Consider the following 17,188-nt stretch of genomic DNA (forward strand, 5'->3'; position numbering starts at 1 on the left):
GTCACATCACCACGACGCTGCGGAGCACCTCGCCGCGCTCCATCTTGTGGAACGCCTCCTCCACGTCGTCGATCGAGATCGTCTCGGACACGAACCGGTCGAGATCGAGGCGGCCCTGCTGGTACAGATCGATCAGCATCGGGAAGTCACGGCTCGGCAGGCAGTCGCCGTACCACGACGACTTCAGTGCCCCGCCGCGCCCGAACACCTCGATGAACGGCAGCTCGATCGTGTGGTCCGGGTGCGGCACGCCGACGAGCACCACCGTGCCGGCCAGGTCGCGGGCTTCGAACGCCTGCTTGTACACCTCGGGATTGCCGACCGCCTCGATGCACACGTCCGCGCCGTTGCCGTCGGTGACCGACTTGACGTACTCGACCGCGTCGTTGTCGTTGGCGTTGCAGGTGTGGGTGGCCCCGAACTCCTTCGCCCACTCGAGCTTCTGGTCGTCGATGTCCACCGCGACGATCCTCGACGCGCCGGCCAGGCTCGCGCCGGCGATCGCCGCGTCGCCGACACCGCCGCAGCCGAACACGGCGACCGAGTCGCCGCGGGTCACGTCGCCAGTGTTGATCGCCGCGCCGATGCCGGCCATGACGCCGCAACCGAGGAGGCCGGCCGCCGTCGCCGGTGCGGCGGGGTCGACCTTGGTGCACTGGCCTGCGTGCACGAGCGTCTTCTCGATGAACGCGCCGATGCCCAGTGCCGGGGACAGCTCGGTGCCGTCGGCGAGCGTCATCTTCTGTTCGGCGTTGAACGTCGAGAAGCAGTACCAGGGCTTGCCCTTCAGGCACGAGCGGCACGACCCGCACACCGCTCGCCAGTTGAGGATGACGTAGTCGCCGGGTGCGACATCCGTGACGCCCTCGCCGACCGATTCGACGACGCCGGCCGCCTCGTGGCCGAGCAGGAACGGGAACTCGTCGTTGATCCCGCCCTCGCGGTAGTGCAGGTCGGTGTGGCACACCCCGCACGCCTGGATCGCGACGATCGCCTCGCCGGGCCCTGGGTCGGGCACGACCACTGTCTCGATGCTGACCGGTTCGCCCTTGGCTCGGGCGACGACTCCACGTACTTCTTGCGGCATGGCCGAGAACGTAGCCCATCGCTGCCATACCGCTTCCGTCCGCGCGATCGCCGCGACTTTCGACGGCTCGGGCGCGTCGTACATCTGTCGCCGTTCCGCCCGGAGCGGCGCGACCACATCGGAGGAACGCATGCTCGCAGTCGAATGGGCCCGACGCATCGAACATGGCGGGGGCTTCGCCGCCTTCGATCAGCTCGAAGTCGCGAGCGATACCGTTGTCACCTTGTTCCAGACGTTGACGTACAGCCCGGGCCTGATCCTGGTGATCATGTTCGGCGTCGGCGGTTTCTGGGCCGCACGCGATCGATGCTGGCCGGGTGTGTACGACAGCGTGTCGACGAGTCGGTCACGGTCCGCTGCGAGCGACGAGGACTGACACGACTCGTGCAGCGAGCGGGGCACACGCCAGTCGCAGGCACGGGTACGGCCGCGTCCGCACACGGGCCGGAGGCCTCGCTCGCTGCACTCATCGACGACCACTCGGCCGCCGTGTACCGGCTGGCGAGATCTGTCGTTCGTGACTCGTCACTGGCCGACGACGTCACGCAGGACACCTTCATCAAGGTGTGGAAGCACCTCGACGAGTTCCGTGGCGACGGCTCGATCCGTGGATGGATCCTGCGGATCGCACATCGCGAGGCGATCTCGGCGCTGCGACGCCGGCGCGACCAGGCCACCGACCCCGACGACCTCGATCTGCCGGTCGACCGTGCGCCGGTCAGCCGGGTGGTCGAGGGCCGGATGGCCTACGAGCGCTTCACCGATGCTCTCGATTCGCTCGACGAGCTGTCGCGTTCGATCCTGGTGCTCCGCGAGGTCGAGGGTCTGCCCTACGACGAGATCGCCGAGGCGCTCGACGTCCCCGTACCCACCGTCAAGACGCGGCTCCTTCGGGCGCGGCGACGAATGTCGACACTGCTGGAAGGATGGCGGCCATGAGGCGTCGGTTGGGCCTGTTCCACCCCTCTACCCACCGCTTGCGCCAATGGCTGGCGACCGGTGCGCCCGAGGGCGTGGGCGACCACGTCGAACAGTGCGAGCGGTGCGCCGACCGCCTCGAGGAGCTCGACGACGCCGAGCTCGAGGCCGGCGACATGCCGTCGACGCTGCAGCACGTGCTGGCCAGCGTGCTGGCGCCTCCCGACGATCTCAGCGAACGGGTGTTGCAGGGTGTCGCCGTCCGGAGCCGTGCCGACGAAGAGCTCCGGCTGCTCGGCAGCCTCTTCTCGATCGGCGTGGAGACGGCCCAGTTGATGCTCGACCCCGAGCTCGGCCAGGATCATCAGTCGAGCGCACACCAGGGCGGCAGCGACGACAGCGAGGACCAGGAGGACGACCGCTCATGAACGAATGGATCAGTGCGGCGATCGCCGTGGGCGCCGGCTTCGTCGTCGGCGCCATCGCAGCCCGCATCGTCCGCAACCTCCTGCTGAAGGCGCCGCGCGAGGCGATCAGGAGCGCGGCGGCTCCCTTGGCGAGCCTCGTCTTCTCGACGGCGTTCATCATCGGCCTGGTGGTGGCGCTCGGTATCGTCAACCCCGACTCGCTCGACACCATCCCGGCCGACCTGGTCGAGTTCCTGCCGCGAGCGCTCGCGGCGGCGATCGTGGTGATCGGCGGCAACGTCGTCGGGACGCTGGCCCGCACGGCCACGCAGCAGGCCCTGCGGGGTGCCGGCCCGATCGAGCGGTTCGGCCCCAGCGCCGTTCGCATCGCAGTCCTCGCCTTCGCGCTCATCCTCGGCGCGGCCCAGCTGGGGATCGACACGACGATCATCAACATCGCCGCGGCGGCGCTGCTGTTCGGCGGCGCGGCCACGATGGCGTTGCTGGTCGGGCTCGGTGGCCGCCGCGTCGCCGGCGAGATCGCCGCCGGCCGCGCATGGCGCAACGCGCTCGAGGTGGGCGACCGGGTGCGGGCGTCGGGGCTGGCCGGGGGCGAGGTCGACGGGATCGTCGTCGAGATCCGTCCCACCTCGGTCGAGCTCGACTGCGCCGGCCGGTCGCTGCTCGTGCCGAACTCGCAGCTCCTCGACGTCGTCGTCGAGCGCATCCGCTCCGAGTGAGCCTGACGCCTCAGAACAGGCGCAGCTCGTCGGGCGCCATGCCGCGCAGCTCGTCGTAGTCGACCTCGACCCAGCGGAAACCCCGTGACTCGGCGAGCACCTTCGCCTGCGGCTTGATCGACTGCGCGACGAAGACGCCGCGGATCTCGCCGAGCGACGAATCGAGCTCGAGGCGCTCGACGTAGCGCGCCAGCTGCTCGACCCCGTCGATCTCGCCGCGGCGCTTCACCTCGACGGCGACCACGGCGTCGGACTCGTCGCGACAGACGAGGTCGATCGGCCCGATCGCCGTCGGGTACTCGCGCCGCACGAGCGTCAGGCCGTCCTCGATCGCATCCGGCGACGCGGCCAGCAGCTCCTGCAGGTGCGCCTCGACGCCGTCCTTCTGCAGCCCGGGATCCTCACCGAGCTCGTGCGCCGAGTCGGCGAGAACCTCGTGGAGCGTGATCGTCAACGTCTCGTTCTTCGGGTTCGTGACGATCCACTGCGCAGGCTCGGCGTCGGTCACCTCGACCAGCGTGTTCGGCGCGTTCATCCAGTTGAGCGGCTTGTAGGCGCCGCCGTCGGCGTGAATCGCCACGCAGCCATCGGCCTTCACCATGATGAGCCGGTTGGCCTCGGGCAGGTGAGCGGCGAGGCGACCGGCGTAGTCGACGGAGCAGCGGGCGATGACGAGACGCACGGTGGGCGATTGTGGCAGCCCGAGTGCGGCGCCGCACGTTCACCGGGTCCGTTCGACGTGGCTCCGCATGCGCTTCTGGATGACCTGGCGTCGTTCTTGCAGCTCGCGATACGTGAGCCCGTCGACGTGCGACTCGAGCCCCAGGCCGGCCTTGACGCTCTCGAAGTCGAACTCGACGTTGGTGGCGTCGATGCCGAGGTCGCGGCTGATCCGCTCGCCGTGGCGCTGTGCGAACATCATCGAGATCGTCGCCACCTCGGCGAGGATGTCGAGGTCGGGCGCCAGGCGGGCGATCGCACCGTCGAGGAACACCATGTTCTTGACGTAGAGCATCAGCTCCTTGGGGAGCCGGGCGCCGTAGCCGAGCAGCGCCTTGACGACCCGTTGGACCTCCTTGACCATCTCGTCGCCGGTCAGCGTCGTCGGATCGACGGTCGGGAGGTCGAGACCGAGATCGCTGATGACCGCCTTGAGGTCGGTGTCGGCCGGGAGAGCGCCTAGATCGCGGAGTGCCGCCATCTGGCCGGTGAGGTCGTTGGTGGTGGCACCGAGCATCAGGCGGAGGAACGCGAGCCGGCGTTCGTCGGACAACCTGGCGACGATGCCGAAGTCGAGCAGCGCCGTGCGGCCGTCCGGCAGCACGAAGAGGTTGCCACCGTGCAGGTCGCCGTGGAAGACGCCATGGATCATGGCGCCCTCCATGAACGCGATCATCCCGGTGCGGATGACCGCCTCGGTGTCGACGCCAGCGCCGTGCATCCCCGCCACGTCGTCGAAGTTGAAGCCGGACACCCGCTCCATCACCAGCACCCGCCGGGTCACCAGTTCGGGGTGCGGCCGCGGCACGACGTAGCCGTCCTGGCCGAGGTCGCGCAGCATGGTCGCGACGTCGAGCATGTTGGCAGCCTCGACCCGGAAGTCGAGCTCTTCCATGATCGTCTCGGCGAAGAGCTCGACGAGCGCCGGCGGGTTGGCGAGCGCCGTGACCGGGATCCGGCCGACGAGGTGCGGTGCGATCCACGCCATCGCCTTCAGGTCCTTGCGGACGAGTTCGCCGACCGCCGGGCGCTGCACCTTGATGACCACGTCTTCGCCCGTGCGGAGGCGGGCGGCGTGGACCTGGGCGATCGACGCCGCCGCGAGCGGCACCTCGTCGACGTACTCGAAGACGTCCTCGAGCCGGGCACCGAGGTCTTGCTCGACCGTGAGGCGGGTCACCGCGAAGCTCTCGGCGGGCACCTGGTCCCGGCACTTCTTGAACTCGTCGACGAGCTCGGCGGGGAACAGGCCCTCGCCCGACGAGATGATCTGGCCGAGTTTGATGTAGCTCGGCCCGAGCGTCTCGGCGGCGCGACGCAGCCGTCGCGACAGATCGGCGCGGCTGACCTCGGGACCGGCGTACGACCGGCGGCGCTTGCGCCATGCCCATGGCGCGATCGCGCGGCCGAGATGGGCGACCACGGTGCCGACGCGAGCGCCCGGCGGCAGGCGCCGCGGCGTCGTGAGCGACGGCACCTCGTCGCGGGCGGCACGGCGCAAGCGATCGACGCTCGACATCCAGCTGATCTCGTCGCGGTCGAGCACCCACGGCGGATGTTCGGTGAAGGCGCCCCACGCTCGGTCGGCCGGTGTGCTGTCGGGCATGGCAACCATCATGCCGGGAACCCGCCCGTTCGTCTCGCTCAACGCCGTCGGCTACCGTGACGCCGGTCACACGCGGAGGCCGGTCGATGCCCCAGGAGGGCGGCCGAGGGGGAAGGTCATGTTCGCCACAACCGACACCGTCCTGTCCGAGCGATTCCCCGTGTACACGCGGGCCAACGTGGGGGAGGTGTTCCCCGACCCGGTCGTGCCGCTGACCCGGTCGACCTATCTCTGGGAGTCCGAGCTGGGTTGGCGTGACGCCTACGCGAGGATGGGCGCGTTCGAGCTCGACGAGTTCCCGTCCGACGAGTTCTGCATCCTCGGCGTGAACGGTGGCTACTGCTACCTCAACGCGTCGGTGATGCGCCTGTTCGGCGAGCGCGCCCCGGGGTTGTCGTGGCGGATGATCGACGAGCAGTTCTTCGGCGCCCAGCCGGGCGTCCCGGACTACGTCGAGCGCGACGGTGACGTCCGCCCCGACCTCACCGAGCAGCTGCAGCAGACCTTCGGCTGGGTCTTCACGCAGACCTCGATCGACGACCTCGGGCGCTTGACCGACCATCGGAACCGGACGATCGCGCTGCATCGGGAGCGGCCCGACTTCGCCGAGCTCTCCGACGTCGAGCTCTGGGACCTGATGGAGTCGTTCCGGCCCATGCACCGCGAGCTCTTCCAGGAACACCTCTTCGTCTCGACCTTGACCACGGTGCCGGTCGGCGTGATCCAGAGCACCGCCGAGGCCGTCGGCCGCCCCGATCTGATCTTGCCGATCATGGCCGGGATCGGCGACGTCGACTCGGCCGAACCGAGCTACGCGATGTGGCAGCTCTCGCGTCTCGACCCCACGAGCCCCGCCTTCCGTGACGGCTTCGAGGCGTTCGTCGACGAGTTCGGCAGCCGAGGCCCCAACGAGTGGGAGACCCGGTCGCCGACCTGGGAGACCACCCCGAACATCGCACTCGCCGCCATCGATCGGATGCGGGCTGCCGACGAGTCCGCGGACCCGCGGCGCCAGCAGGCGCAGCGGGCAGCCGAACGCGACGAGGCCGCTGCGACGCTGCTCGGCATGGTCGACGGGGACCCCGAGGCGCACGGACAACTCGCCGCGGCCGTCGCCTGCAGCGCAGCGTGGCTCCCGGCGCGCGAGCGCACCAAGACGAACAACATCCGTCTGATCCACGAGATCCGGATGCCGGCTCGCGAGCTCGGCCGGCGGTTCGTCGAGCGTGACGTGTTCGACGAACCCGAGGACATCTCGTTCGTGGTCGAAGCGGAGTTCGACGACCTCTTCGGACCGGTGCCGGAACGGCTCAGCGAGCGCGTCCGCGAGCGGAAGGCCGAGCACGAGGCCATGGCCGCACGTGTCCCCGAGTTCGTCTTCGCGGGCCGCCCGAGCGACCCCTCGACGTGGTCGACACGCACCGATCGGACAGCGCCCAAGCTGGTCGGGGGCGAATCGATCCAGGGCTTCCCGGGATGCCCGGGGGTGTCCGAGGGCCGGGCACGTGTCATCCTCGACTCGCACGACCCGACCGCGCTCGAACCGGGCGACGTGCTGGTCGCTCCGATCACCGACCCGTCGTGGACGCCGTTGTTCGTCCCGGCCGGTGGCGTCGTCGTCGACGTCGGCGCCGCGTTGAGCCACGCGATCATCGTGAGCCGCGAGCTGGGGATCCCGTGCGTCGTCTCGGCGACCGATGCGACCCAACGGATCCCCGACGGGGCGCTCGTCCGCGTCGACGGTTCGACCGGCATGGTGACGGTGCTGGAGGAGGCGTCGCCGAACGTCTGAGCCCGGCCGACGCGGCTCAGTGCGACCCGTGGGCGTGGTCGCAGAGGACCTCTTCGCCCTCGGGTACCTGGCCGCCGGCGATGCCGTCGAGTGCGGCGAACGGACCGCATTCGTGCGGCCTGATCCACACGTGGATCATCGGCGCCATCGTGCCGTCGACGAGGGGAGGGGTGCACGACGTGCCGAGCGGTTTGACGCCGGCCACCTTCGGCGCCACGGGATCGTCGGTGAAGCAGAGATCGCCGTGCACGTGCCACTGCATCAGTTCGCCGCCCCAGTCGGGGACGTCCTCGAGGTCGGTGTCGCCCGGCAGCATGAACATCGCCGACACCAACTCCTTCGAGCCGTCGGGTCGGGGTTCGAAGACCAGGCTCTCGGGATAGTCGGGGTCGAGCCAGACGTCGTCGTCGATCCAGTCCCACTGGATGTAGTGCTCGTGACCCGTGGCGCCGTCGCCGATCGAGTGGAAGCCGGCGGCCTCGACGGCATCGAGGTCGGCCCACTGCGGCAGGTCGCGGACGGTGGCCGCAACCAGGTTCTCGGCGAAGGCCTGCTGCTGCGGCGTGACCCCGTCGATACCCCCGAGATCGATCGGCAGCTCGGGGTCGTAGGGTTTCGTCGCGGTCTCGGCCGACTCGTCGTGACCGTCGTGGGCCTCGTGCCCGCCGTGGTCGTGATCGCACTGGTCCATCCGTGCCCCGTCGGACACCGAGGCCTGGCCGGCGCCATGGCCCTCGAGCGCGGCGAACGGACCGCACACGTGGGGCGCGATCCAGACGTGCACCATCGGGTTGTCGCCGCCTGCGTTGACGGTCTGGCGCGGACAGGTGCCGCCGAACTGCTCGAGCACGCCCTTGACGACCGGGACGCCGTCGTCGTTCAGGCCCCAGCAGAGGTTGTCGTGCACGTGCCACTGCATCAACGGACCGGCGAACTCGGTCAGCTTCGGGTCGTCGATCGGCGACTCGGATGCGATGAACATCGCTGACACGAGGGTCCGCGAGTCGCCGTCGACCTCGAAGACGAGCGACTCGGGCGCCGTCGGGTCGAGGAACTTGCCGTCGTTGATCAGCTCGGTGTTGATGTAGTGCTCGTGGCCGGTGCTCGCGTCGCCGATCGAGCGATAGCCCAATGAGGCGATCGAACCGACGTCGGCGAAGGCCGGCAACTCGCGCAGCGTGTCGGCGACGAGTTGCTCGGCACGCGCCTGCTGCTCGGCGCTCACGCCGTCGACGCCCGAGAAGTCGATCGCGTCCGTGGGGTTCCACGGCCGCGGCCAGGTGGGCGGTTCGCTCGCGTCGTGGTCGTCGTGACCGGCATGGTCGTCGGGATCGGCATGGTCGTCGGGATCGGCATGGTCGTCGGGATCGGCATGGTCGTCGGCGCCGTGGTCGCTGTGGTCCGCGCCGGTCGCCGCCGGGGTTGCGACCCCTGTGTCGTGGTCGTGCGCTGCCCCGCCCTCGTGTGCCGCGCCATGGTCGGTGCGGTCGTCGGCGTGGGCGCCGTGGTCGTGGTTCGTCGCATCGGCCAGGCCGGGGACGACGAGGACGGCGGCCAGGATCGATGCGCTCGCCAGCGACCGTGACGGCACCGACGGCGCGCGGTCGGTGGCGCACGCTCCGGCAGCGACGACGGCGACGATCGCGAGCACCGCGGCACTCGTGTCGGCGAGCTGCGGTCGCTCGGCGACCTCGAGTCCGCCGATGAACGAGATGCCGGTGAACCTCGTCACGAGCCATCCGATGGCGGCACCCAGGTTGACCCCGGCGAGCACGCCGCACGACGGCCGCCCGTCGCGGAGGAAGCCGAGCACCGCCGCACCGGCTTGGGCGACGGCCAGCGCCACGAACAAGCGCGACAGGCCGACGTGCTCGGCGTGGATGCCGGCCGCGGCGCCGTGCAGCACGGCGGCTCCGGCGGAGGCGATCGCGGCGATCGCCAGCGGGTTGGCCGCGCCTGCGGGTTCGTCCATCGCAGCAGTCTACGATCGGGCGCTCGTCCCCGAGAGTCGACTGCGTCGCAGCCGTCAGAAGTGTGGCGCCCGGCGTTCTCGAAGCGCTGCGACACCTTCGCGGTACTCAGCCGTGCCCATGGCCTCGACGAGCAACCGCTTCGAGTCCGAGACCGATGCGGCGACGTCGTGACGCAGCAGGTCGGCGTACAGCTGCTGCTTGGTGGTGGTGACGGCCGCCGGGCCCGCGCTCGATGCCACGAGATCGGCGTATCGCAGCGCCTCGGCGAGTGTCTGCTCGCCGTCGTCGAACACGCCGTTCCAGAGCCCCCAGTCGGCGGTGTCGGCCACGGTGACCGTGCGGCCCGAGAGGAGGAGATCGGCGGCACGCGTCACACCGCACAGCCGGGGGAGGACCCAGCTCATGCCGTACTCGGCCGGAAGCCCGAGCCGCGGCGCAGCGGTCGTGAGCTTCGCCGGGGCCGCGCCGAACCGCAGATCGCTGAAGAGGGCGAGCGCGAGCCCGACGCCGGCTGCGGCGCCGTTCACGGCGGCGATGATCGGGACTCGATACGCGAACATCCAGGCGAAGTCCTCGTCGAGCTCGGGCCGCACGTTCACGCCGGGGCGAGCGGGCTCGGGCGGCAGGCCGGCGTCGTAGGTGCCGCGGTCGGCATGTCCCGCGAGCGCCTCGCTGTCGCCGCCGACGCAGAAGGCCGGTGGGGTCCCCGTGATCACGACGGCGCGGACCCGGTTCTCGAGCTCGGCCATCACCCAGCGGAGCTCCGTGTGCATCCGACCGGTCCAGGCGTTGTGCCGGTGCGGACGGTCGAGCCAGACCGTCGCGACGTGGCCGTCGGTCTCGTGGCGGATCGCCTTCAGCTCCACGACGTCACCCCCAGAGCGCTCGAAGCACCGGATCGGCCAGTTCGGGTCGGCAGATGATCAGGTCCGGTAACCATGGGTCAGGATCGTTGTACACGATCGGCGTGCCGTCGATGCGACTCACGTGGAGCCCTGCCGCCAGCGCGACCGCGGCCGGGGCTGCCGAGTCCCACTGGTACATGCCGCCGTCGTGCACGTAGATGTCGGCTTCGCCGAGCACGACGGCCATGGCCTTGGCGCCGGCCGACCCGAGGCGCACGGCGTCGCACTCGAGCGCGTTCGCCACCAGCACGGCCGCGTACGGTGCTCGGAAGCGCGACGTGATGATCCGCGGTCGGGTTCGGCTCGCCGGTGGGAGCTCGGGCGGTGGCTCGGTGCCGAGCACGACGTCGAGCGCCGGGAGCGCGACCGCACCCGCGGCCAGCCGGTCGTGGTCCCACAGCGCGACGTGCACCGCCCAGTCGTGACGACCCGCCTCGCCGTACTCGCGGGTGCCGTCGAGCGGATCGATGATCCAGACCCGGTCGGTGGAGAAGCGGCGAGGGTCCTCGGCGCCTTCCTCGTCGAGCACGGCGTCGTCGGGCCGGTGGCGGCGGAGTTGCTCGCCGATGAAGTGGTGGCCGGCGGCATCGCCGTGGTCCATCACGTCCCAGGAGCGCGCGCCCGACTGCCACAGCTGCTCGCGAAGCTCGACCAGTTGCTCGCCCGCCTCGCGTGCGAGGCGCACGGCGAGCTGCGGGTCGCTCTCTGGCTCGGGTCGGGGATCGGGTTCGGGCACGGACGACCAGTATGACGGACCCACCGGTCCGGGCAGCTGGACACGGGGCGGCGCCGTCTGCGAACATGTGTTCGATGAGTTGGATTCGCGCGTCGGGGCGGGCCACGATCCTGCACGCAGACCTGGACTCCTTCTACGCGTCCGTCGAACAACGCGACCACCCCAACCTCCGGGGCCGGCCGGTCATCGTGGGTGGAGGTGTCGTGCTCGCTGCGAGCTATGAGGCCAAGCGGCGCGGCGTGTACACACCGATGCCCGAGTTCCAGGCCCGCCGGCTGTGTCCGGACGTGGTCGTCGTCCCGGCCCGCTTCGACGCGTACTCCGAGGCCAGCAAGGAGGTGTTCGCCCTGTTCGACGACACGACCCCACTGGTCGAAGGGTTGTCGATCGACGAGGCGTTCCTCGACGTCGGTGGGCTGGGTCGCATCAGCGGCACGCCCGAGGCGATCGGCCGCCGGCTGCGAGCGCAGGTGCTCGAGCACGTCGGTCTGCCCATCACCGTCGGCGTCGCTCGTACGAAGTTCCTCGCCAAGGTGGCCAGCGGCGTCGCCAAGCCCGACGGCCTCCTCGTCGTCGAGCCCGAGCACGAGCTCGAGTTCCTGCACCCCCTGCCGGTGGGCAAGCTGTGGGGCGTCGGCCCGGTCACCGAGCGAAAGCTCCACGAGCGTGGGATCAGGACCGTCGGCGAGGTCGCCCAGCTCGGTCAGCAGCATCTCGTCGCGATGCTCGGCGTCGCGTCCGGCCGACACCTCTTCGCCCTCGCGCACAACCGCGACCCACGTCCGGTCGAGACCGGTCGGCGGCGAGGCTCGATCGGCTCGCAGCAGGCGCTCGGGCGGGGCCGCAAGCCGTTCGACACCATCGAGGCGTTGCTGCTCGGCATCGTCGACCGCGTCACGCGCCGCATGCGCAACGCGGGGCGCGCCGGACGTACCGTCACGATCCGGATGCGATTCGACGACTTCACGCGGGCCACCCGGAGCCGCTCGCTCCAGCACCCGACCGCCGCCACCGAACCCATCCGCGATGTCGCCCTCGCCGTGCTGCGCGACGCCGCGGTGATGATCGCCGAGCGAGGGCTGACCTTGATCGGCCTGTCGGTCGGCAACCTCGAGAACCTCGACGAGACGTATGAGCAGCTGCTGTTGCCGTACGGTCGCAAGGATCGATCCCAGCTCGACGGCGTGGTCGACGATCTGCGCGAACGGTTCGGTCACGGCGCGCTCACGCGCGCATCGCTCCTCGGCAAACGCACGGGGCTCCAGGTGCCGATGCTGCCCGATTGATCTTGTGACGACCGGCCCTGGACCCATCTGACGGGTTGCGCCCACGATGGGCTGGTGACCCACCCGGTCGTGACCGTGACCGTCAACCCTGCCCTCGACGTGGCGCTGACGGTCGATCGTCTGGTTCCCGATCACAAGCTGCCCGCCCGCGAGCACCGGCGCGACCCGGGCGGCGGCGGCATCAACGTGTCGCGGACACTGGCGCGGCTGGGCGTCGAGAGCGATGCCTGGGTCGCTGCCGGTGGCCCGGTCGGCGACGAGCTCGTCGAGCGTGTCCGGGCCGACGGCGTCGAGCCGATCGTGTACCAGATCGACGGCATCACCCGCGAGGCCTTCGCATTCGGCGACCTCGCCGGCGGCGAGCAGTACCGGATCGTCGTCGACGGACCCGTCATCACCGACGCCGGGGCGATGTTCGACGCGGTCCTCGCGGCCTGTTCGCACGCCGAGATCGTCGTGCTGTCCGGTGGCCTGGCTCGTGGCCTGCCGGATGGCTTCTACGCCGAGCTGATCGATGCGCTCGAGGCGCCGGTGGTGATCGTCGACGCGTTCGGTCCGTCGCTGCCGCTGGCGGTCGAGCGGGCGCCGACACTCGTGAAGCCGAGCCGCCGTGAGCTCGCGACGCTCGCAGGCAGGGATCTGCGCGGCCGCTCGGAGCTGGAGTCTGCCGCCCGCGAGGTCCTGGCGCGTGGCGGTGTCGGGGCGCTGCTGGTCTCCCTCGGCGGCGATGGGGCGATGCTGGTCCACCGGGGCGGCCCGGCGACCTGGCTTCCCTGTCCGGACGTCGAGGCGGTGGCGAGCACGGTGGGTTCGGGCGATGCCATGGTCGCCGGTCTGGTCGCCGGCACGCTGGCCGGCCACGATCTCTCGGGTGCCGCCGTCTGGGGTGTCGCGGCCGGCACCGCCAGCGTGCTCGCGCCGGGCACCGGTCTGCTCGATCCGGCCGACTTCCACCGGCTGCTCGATTCGGTCGAGGTGTCGGCATGACACCTCGAACGGTCGGGGTGATCGCTGTCGGCCGACCGACGTTCGACCTCGATCTCGGGCGCACGCAGGCGTCGGCGGCGATCGATGCGCTCACCGCTGCCGGCATCGACGTCGTCGGAGACGCCGAACCGGTGCTCGAGCCCGAGGCGGTCGGCCCTGCGATCTCGCGCTGGCCGGCGCAGCCCGATCTCGTCGTCGTCCTCCAGGCGACGTTCACCGACAGCCGCTTCGTCGAGGAGGTGTTCGCCGCCACACCGATCGACGTCGGTGTCTGGGCGTTTCCCGAGCGTCGCGGTGGTGGGAGGCTGCGGCTGAACTCGTTGTGCGGCATGATCCTCGCCTCGTTCGCCGCCGGCGTGGCCGACCGGCCGATGCGCCACCTCTACCTCGATCCGGGTGCCGCGGCGAGCGGCGATCGGATCCGACGCTGGATCGAGGACGACCTCGTGCCGCGTCCACCGATCTCACTGCCGGCCGCCGGCGAGGTCGGGCCCGCGGCGCGTGCCGTGCTCGACCGGCTGAGCGGGAGCCAGATCGGAGTCGTCGGTGACCCGCCGCCGGGCTTCGGCCCGTGCCGCGTGCAACCCGACGCCGAGGTGCTCGTGCGGCGCGCCGGTGTGAAGCTCGAACCGACGCCGATCGGCCCCGTGCTCGCACGGGTGGGACCTGACGCACGTCCCGCACGACCGGATCTTCCGGGGGTGGGCGAGCTCGACGGCCGGGCGGTGGCCCGCGCCGTCGAGCTGCGCACGGTGCTGCACGACCTCGCCGACGAGAGTCGCTGGGACGCACTCGCGGTCCGCTGTTGGCCGGAGACGTTCGACGAGCTCGGCTGTGCCGCGTGTGCCGCGCTGGCCGAGCTCAACGAGGGCGGCCTGCCCGCGGGTTGCGAGGCGGATGCGCTCGGCGCCCTGACGATGCTCGTGCTCGGCTGGCTGGGCGAGACGCGGCCGTTCCTCGCGGATCTCGTCGACGCCGACCCCGGTGACGACACTGCTGCCGTGTGGCACTGCGGCGTCGCACCCGCCGACATGGCCGCGCCGGACACGGTGCGAGCCGGCGTCCACCCCAACCGCCAGGTGCCGCTCGTCCAGCTGTCGGCACTCCGGCCGGGGACGGCAACGGTCGCACGCCTGTCGCAGTCGCGGGGTGTGCCGAGAATGGTCGTGGGCCGAGTCGAAGTGCTCGACGCGCCCTGTCCGTACGTCGGATCGGGTGGGATCGTCCGGTTCGAACGACCCGTCGACGCCGTGCTCGAGACGGTGCTCGCCGAGGGCCTGGAACACCACCTGGCCCTCGTCTATGGCGACGTCGTCGACGACGTGCGAGGGTTGGCGGCAGGGCTCGGCGTGCCGATCGTCGAGTTGTGACGCCGAGGAGGCTGCGATGTCCAAGGTTCTGGTAGCGATCGACGGTTCGGATCACTCGACCAAGGCGCTGATCGAGGCCGTGCACTTGTTCGGGGGCTCGGCCGACTACGTCCTCGCTTCGGTCGTGCCGTCACCGTCGATCTTCTCGGCGTTCGGCGCGATGGCGGCGGACGAGCTGGGCACCGGCATCGCCGCAGGCACCGCGACGCACGGCACCTCGACCGGGTCGATGCCGTTCGCCCCGACGCCGGAAGGGGTCACGGCGCTCCAGGAGCAGGCGTACGACTACTACCGCACGGTGCAGGACCAGGCGGCGACGACGGCCGGGATCAGTGCCGAACGGATCATCGAGGAGGCCAAGCCTCGCAAGCGGCGCATCGGCCGCGCGATCTGCGACATCGCCGAGGAGCAGAGCGCTGATCTCATCGTCGTCGGCTCGCACGGCTCCAGCTACGCCGGCGAGACCATGCTCGGTTCGGTCAGCCAGTACGTGCTCCACAACGCAAGCTGCCCGGTGCTGGTCGCCCGCGAGAACGACTGAGCCGACTCAGGCTGCGGCCTGCCGGACGGCCGCGACGAGCTCGTCGACGCTCGGGCGATCGTCGGGGCCCTCACCCCAGAATCCGTATGCCAGCCTGCCGTCGGGTGCGACGACGAAGTCACCTCCCAGCTGGAGTGGATCCTCGGTCGGCCGGTGGAGTCCGGCGATGCCCTCGGCGCGGATGATCTCCCAGTACCGATGCGCAGCCTTGGCACCCCACACGCGCCACACCGAACCGCGGCCGAGGCCGAACGCCCGATACGCATCGCGATCGGCGTCGACCAGCACCGGGAACGGGAGGTGGCGCTCGGCGCCGTAGGCGGCCGCGGCCGCGAGCCCGGTGAAGGTGACGAGCGCCACCTCGGTGTCGCCGAAGTCGTCGAGCCGGTCGCGGACCGCAACGGCGTGTGCCGCGCACGGCAGTCAATGGATGTGGCGGTGGAAGATCAGCACGACGGTGGAACCGAGCTGGTCGGCGAGCCGCCAGCGTTGTCCGGTGGCGCCGGCGAGCTCGATGTCGGGCGCCGGCTCGCCGACCGCCGGGCGCGCCAGCGAGCGGCCATGCGTCATGCGAGCTTCTTGTACTTGATGCGGTGGGGCTGCTCGGGATGTTCGCCGAGCACCTTCTGCTTGTACTCCTCGTACTCGGTGAAGTTGCCCTCGAACCAGCGCACCTCGCTGTCGCCCTCGAACGACAGGACGTGGGTGGCGATGCGGTCGAGGAACCAGCGATCGTGCGAGATGACCACCGCGCAGCCGGGGAACGACTCGAGGCCCGATTCGAGCGCTCGCAGCGTGTCGACGTCGAGGTCGTTGGTCGGCTCGTCGAGCAGCAGCACGTTGCCGCCCGACTTCAGCAGCTTGGCGAGGTGCACCCGGTTGCGTTCGCCGCCCGACAGCTTGCCGACCGGCTTCTGCTGGTCGGTGCCCTTGAAGTTGAAGCTGGCGACGTAGGCGCGTCCGTGGACCTCGCGGTTGCCGACCTGCAGGTGCTCGATCCCGCCGGTGATCTCCTCGTACACGGTCTTGTCGGCGTCGAGCGCGTCGCGCGACTGGTCGACGTAGCTGAGTTGCACGGTGTCGCCGACCTTGATCGTGCCGGCGTCCGGTGCCTCCTGTCCCATCAGCATCCGGAACAGCGTCGTCTTGCCGGCGCCGTTGGCACCGATGATGCCGACGATGCCGGCCGGCGGGAGTGAGAACGAGAGGTCCTCGATCAGCAGCTTCTCGCCGAATCCCTTGCGGAGGTCGTCGACCTCGATGACCGTGTCGCCGAGGCGCGGGCCGGGCGGGATCGCGATCTCGAGCCGGCGATCGACGTCGGTCGCCTGCTCGGCCTCGGTCTGCAGCTTCTCGTAGGCGGCGAGGCGAGCTTTGCCCTTGGCCTGGCGGGCCTTCGGCGCCATCCGCACCCACTCGAGCTCGCGTTGCAGGCTGCGGCGACGGGCCTCGTTCGACTTCTCCTCCTGGGCGAGGCGCGCCTCCTTCTGCTCGAGCCACGAGGAGTAGTTGCCCTCGAACGGGATGCCGCGTCCCCGGTCGAGCTCGAGGATCCACTGGGCGACGTTGTCGAGGAAGTACCGGTCGTGGGTGATCGCGACGACGGTGCCCGCATAGTCCTGCAGGAAGCGCTCGAGCCAGAACACCGACTCGGCGTCGAGGTGGTTGGTCGGCTCGTCGAGCAGCAGCAGGTCGGGCCGGCTGAGCAGCAGGCGACAGAGCGCGACCCGGCGCTTCTCGCCGCCCGACAGCACGGTGACGTCGGCATCGTCGGGCGGGCATCGCAGTGCATCCATCGCGATCTCGACGTTGCGTTCGAGCGACCAGGCGTCGGCCGCTGCGATCTTGTCCTCGAGCTCGGCTTGGCGCTTCCCGATCTTGTCGTAGTCGGCGTCGGGGTCGGCCCACTGGGCCATCACGTCGTTGTACTCGTCGATGATCGACTGCACCTGGGCGACGCCGTCCATCACGTTGCCCCTGACGTCCTTGTCGGGGTCGAGCTCGGGCTCCTGCGCGAGGTAGCCGACCGTGAACCCGGGCGTCAGGCGGGCCTCGCCCGAGAACCCGTCGTCGAGCCCGGCCATGATCTTCAGCAGCGACGACTTGCCCGATCCGTTGGC

The 17,188-nt window shown here is 70.4% G+C and carries 18 protein-coding genes; 9 read left to right on the top strand and 9 right to left on the bottom strand.

The window, feature by feature from the left end:
- Window position 1 precedes the first annotated feature (1 nt).
- Entirely contained in the window at window positions 2-1,087 is a 1,086-nt protein-coding gene (locus QNJ12_RS07410; protein WP_367281763.1) for an S-(hydroxymethyl)mycothiol dehydrogenase, read from the bottom strand.
- Between QNJ12_RS07410 and QNJ12_RS07415 the strand changes: the two genes are divergently transcribed.
- From QNJ12_RS07415 to QNJ12_RS07430, 4 genes are read left to right on the top strand one after another with little or no spacing between them, the layout of a single operon-like run.
- A complete protein-coding gene (locus QNJ12_RS07415; RefSeq protein ID WP_300620989.1) occupies window positions 1,032-1,463 on the top strand; it encodes a hypothetical protein in 432 nt (143 codons plus the stop codon). The genes QNJ12_RS07410 and QNJ12_RS07415 overlap by 56 nt on opposite strands.
- Before the next feature lie 8 nt (window positions 1,464-1,471).
- Window positions 1,472-2,026, top strand: coding sequence for an RNA polymerase sigma factor (locus QNJ12_RS07420; RefSeq protein WP_300620992.1), 555 nt, complete (start codon window positions 1,472-1,474; stop codon window positions 2,024-2,026).
- Window positions 2,023-2,433, top strand: coding sequence for a hypothetical protein (locus QNJ12_RS07425; RefSeq protein WP_300620995.1), 411 nt, complete (start codon window positions 2,023-2,025; stop codon window positions 2,431-2,433). Before QNJ12_RS07420 ends, QNJ12_RS07425 begins: the two co-directional genes overlap by 4 nt.
- On the top strand, window positions 2,430-3,152 hold the full coding sequence (locus QNJ12_RS07430; RefSeq protein WP_300620997.1) for a mechanosensitive ion channel domain-containing protein: 723 nt from the start codon (window positions 2,430-2,432) through the stop codon (window positions 3,150-3,152). The genes QNJ12_RS07425 and QNJ12_RS07430 overlap by 4 nt, the downstream gene beginning before the upstream one ends.
- A gap of 10 nt (window positions 3,153-3,162) precedes the next feature.
- Here QNJ12_RS07430 and nucS read toward each other — a convergent pair whose 3' ends face one another.
- Window positions 3,163-3,834: an endonuclease NucS gene (gene nucS, locus QNJ12_RS07435; protein ID WP_300621000.1), complete on the bottom strand. Its 672-nt coding sequence runs from the start codon at window positions 3,832-3,834 to the stop codon at window positions 3,163-3,165.
- Between the two features lie 39 nt (window positions 3,835-3,873).
- Complete coding sequence (locus tag QNJ12_RS07440; protein WP_300621002.1) at window positions 3,874-5,478, bottom strand: AarF/UbiB family protein; 1,605 nt, start codon at window positions 5,476-5,478, stop codon at window positions 3,874-3,876.
- Between the two features lie 118 nt (window positions 5,479-5,596).
- Between QNJ12_RS07440 and QNJ12_RS07445 the strand changes: the two genes are divergently transcribed.
- Window positions 5,597-7,270 carry a PEP-utilizing enzyme gene (locus QNJ12_RS07445; protein ID WP_300621005.1) on the top strand — a complete coding sequence of 558 codons (1,674 nt, stop codon included), beginning with the start codon at window positions 5,597-5,599 and terminating at the stop codon, window positions 7,268-7,270.
- A 16-nt stretch (window positions 7,271-7,286) separates the two neighbouring features.
- Here QNJ12_RS07445 and QNJ12_RS07450 read toward each other — a convergent pair whose 3' ends face one another.
- Genes QNJ12_RS07450 through QNJ12_RS07460 form a run of 3 tightly spaced genes read right to left on the bottom strand, consistent with a single transcriptional unit; the run spans window position 7,287 to window position 10,884 of the window.
- Window positions 7,287-9,242, bottom strand: a complete 1,956-nt coding sequence (locus QNJ12_RS07450; RefSeq protein ID WP_300621008.1) for a hypothetical protein — start codon at window positions 9,240-9,242, stop codon at window positions 7,287-7,289.
- Window positions 9,243-9,296: 54 nt separating this feature from the next.
- Window positions 9,297-10,109: an enoyl-CoA hydratase-related protein gene (locus tag QNJ12_RS07455; RefSeq protein WP_300621010.1), complete on the bottom strand. Its 813-nt coding sequence runs from the start codon at window positions 10,107-10,109 to the stop codon at window positions 9,297-9,299.
- A gap of 4 nt (window positions 10,110-10,113) precedes the next feature.
- The gene (locus QNJ12_RS07460; RefSeq protein WP_300621012.1) at window positions 10,114-10,884 is read right to left on the bottom strand and encodes a 3'(2'),5'-bisphosphate nucleotidase CysQ; all 771 of its coding nucleotides are present in this window, start codon (window positions 10,882-10,884) and stop codon (window positions 10,114-10,116) included.
- A gap of 74 nt (window positions 10,885-10,958) precedes the next feature.
- Here QNJ12_RS07460 and dinB point away from each other — a divergent pair, with 74 nt between their 5' ends.
- Genes dinB through QNJ12_RS07480 form a run of 4 tightly spaced genes read left to right on the top strand, consistent with a single transcriptional unit; the run spans window position 10,959 to window position 15,068 of the window.
- On the top strand, window positions 10,959-12,170 hold the full coding sequence (dinB, locus tag QNJ12_RS07465; RefSeq protein WP_300621014.1) for a DNA polymerase IV: 1,212 nt from the start codon (window positions 10,959-10,961) through the stop codon (window positions 12,168-12,170).
- A gap of 54 nt (window positions 12,171-12,224) precedes the next feature.
- Complete coding sequence (locus QNJ12_RS07470) at window positions 12,225-13,157, top strand: 1-phosphofructokinase family hexose kinase (RefSeq protein WP_300621017.1); 933 nt, start codon at window positions 12,225-12,227, stop codon at window positions 13,155-13,157.
- Window positions 13,154-14,527: a hypothetical protein gene (locus QNJ12_RS07475; RefSeq protein ID WP_300621020.1), complete on the top strand. Its 1,374-nt coding sequence runs from the start codon at window positions 13,154-13,156 to the stop codon at window positions 14,525-14,527. Before QNJ12_RS07470 ends, QNJ12_RS07475 begins: the two co-directional genes overlap by 4 nt.
- A 16-nt stretch (window positions 14,528-14,543) precedes the next feature.
- Entirely contained in the window at window positions 14,544-15,068 is a 525-nt protein-coding gene (locus tag QNJ12_RS07480) for a universal stress protein (protein ID WP_300621023.1), read from the top strand.
- A 6-nt stretch (window positions 15,069-15,074) separates the two neighbouring features.
- Here QNJ12_RS07480 and QNJ12_RS07485 read toward each other — a convergent pair whose 3' ends face one another.
- The 3 genes from QNJ12_RS07485 to ettA all read right to left on the bottom strand — a co-directional run.
- A complete protein-coding gene (locus QNJ12_RS07485; protein ID WP_300621032.1) occupies window positions 15,075-15,491 on the bottom strand; it encodes an AhpC/TSA family protein in 417 nt (138 codons plus the stop codon).
- Window positions 15,492-15,638 (bottom strand): redoxin domain-containing protein, encoded by a 147-nt coding sequence (locus tag QNJ12_RS07490; RefSeq protein WP_300621026.1) that lies wholly within the window; start codon window positions 15,636-15,638, stop codon window positions 15,492-15,494.
- Window positions 15,635-17,188: energy-dependent translational throttle protein EttA (gene ettA, locus QNJ12_RS07495; protein ID WP_300621029.1), on the bottom strand; the 1,554-nt coding region annotated here is incomplete at its 5' end. The genes ettA and QNJ12_RS07490, both read right to left, overlap by 4 nt.

This window comes from Ilumatobacter sp. (genome assembly GCF_030065885.1).
Classification (GTDB): Bacteria; Actinomycetota; Acidimicrobiia; order Acidimicrobiales; family Ilumatobacteraceae; genus Ilumatobacter.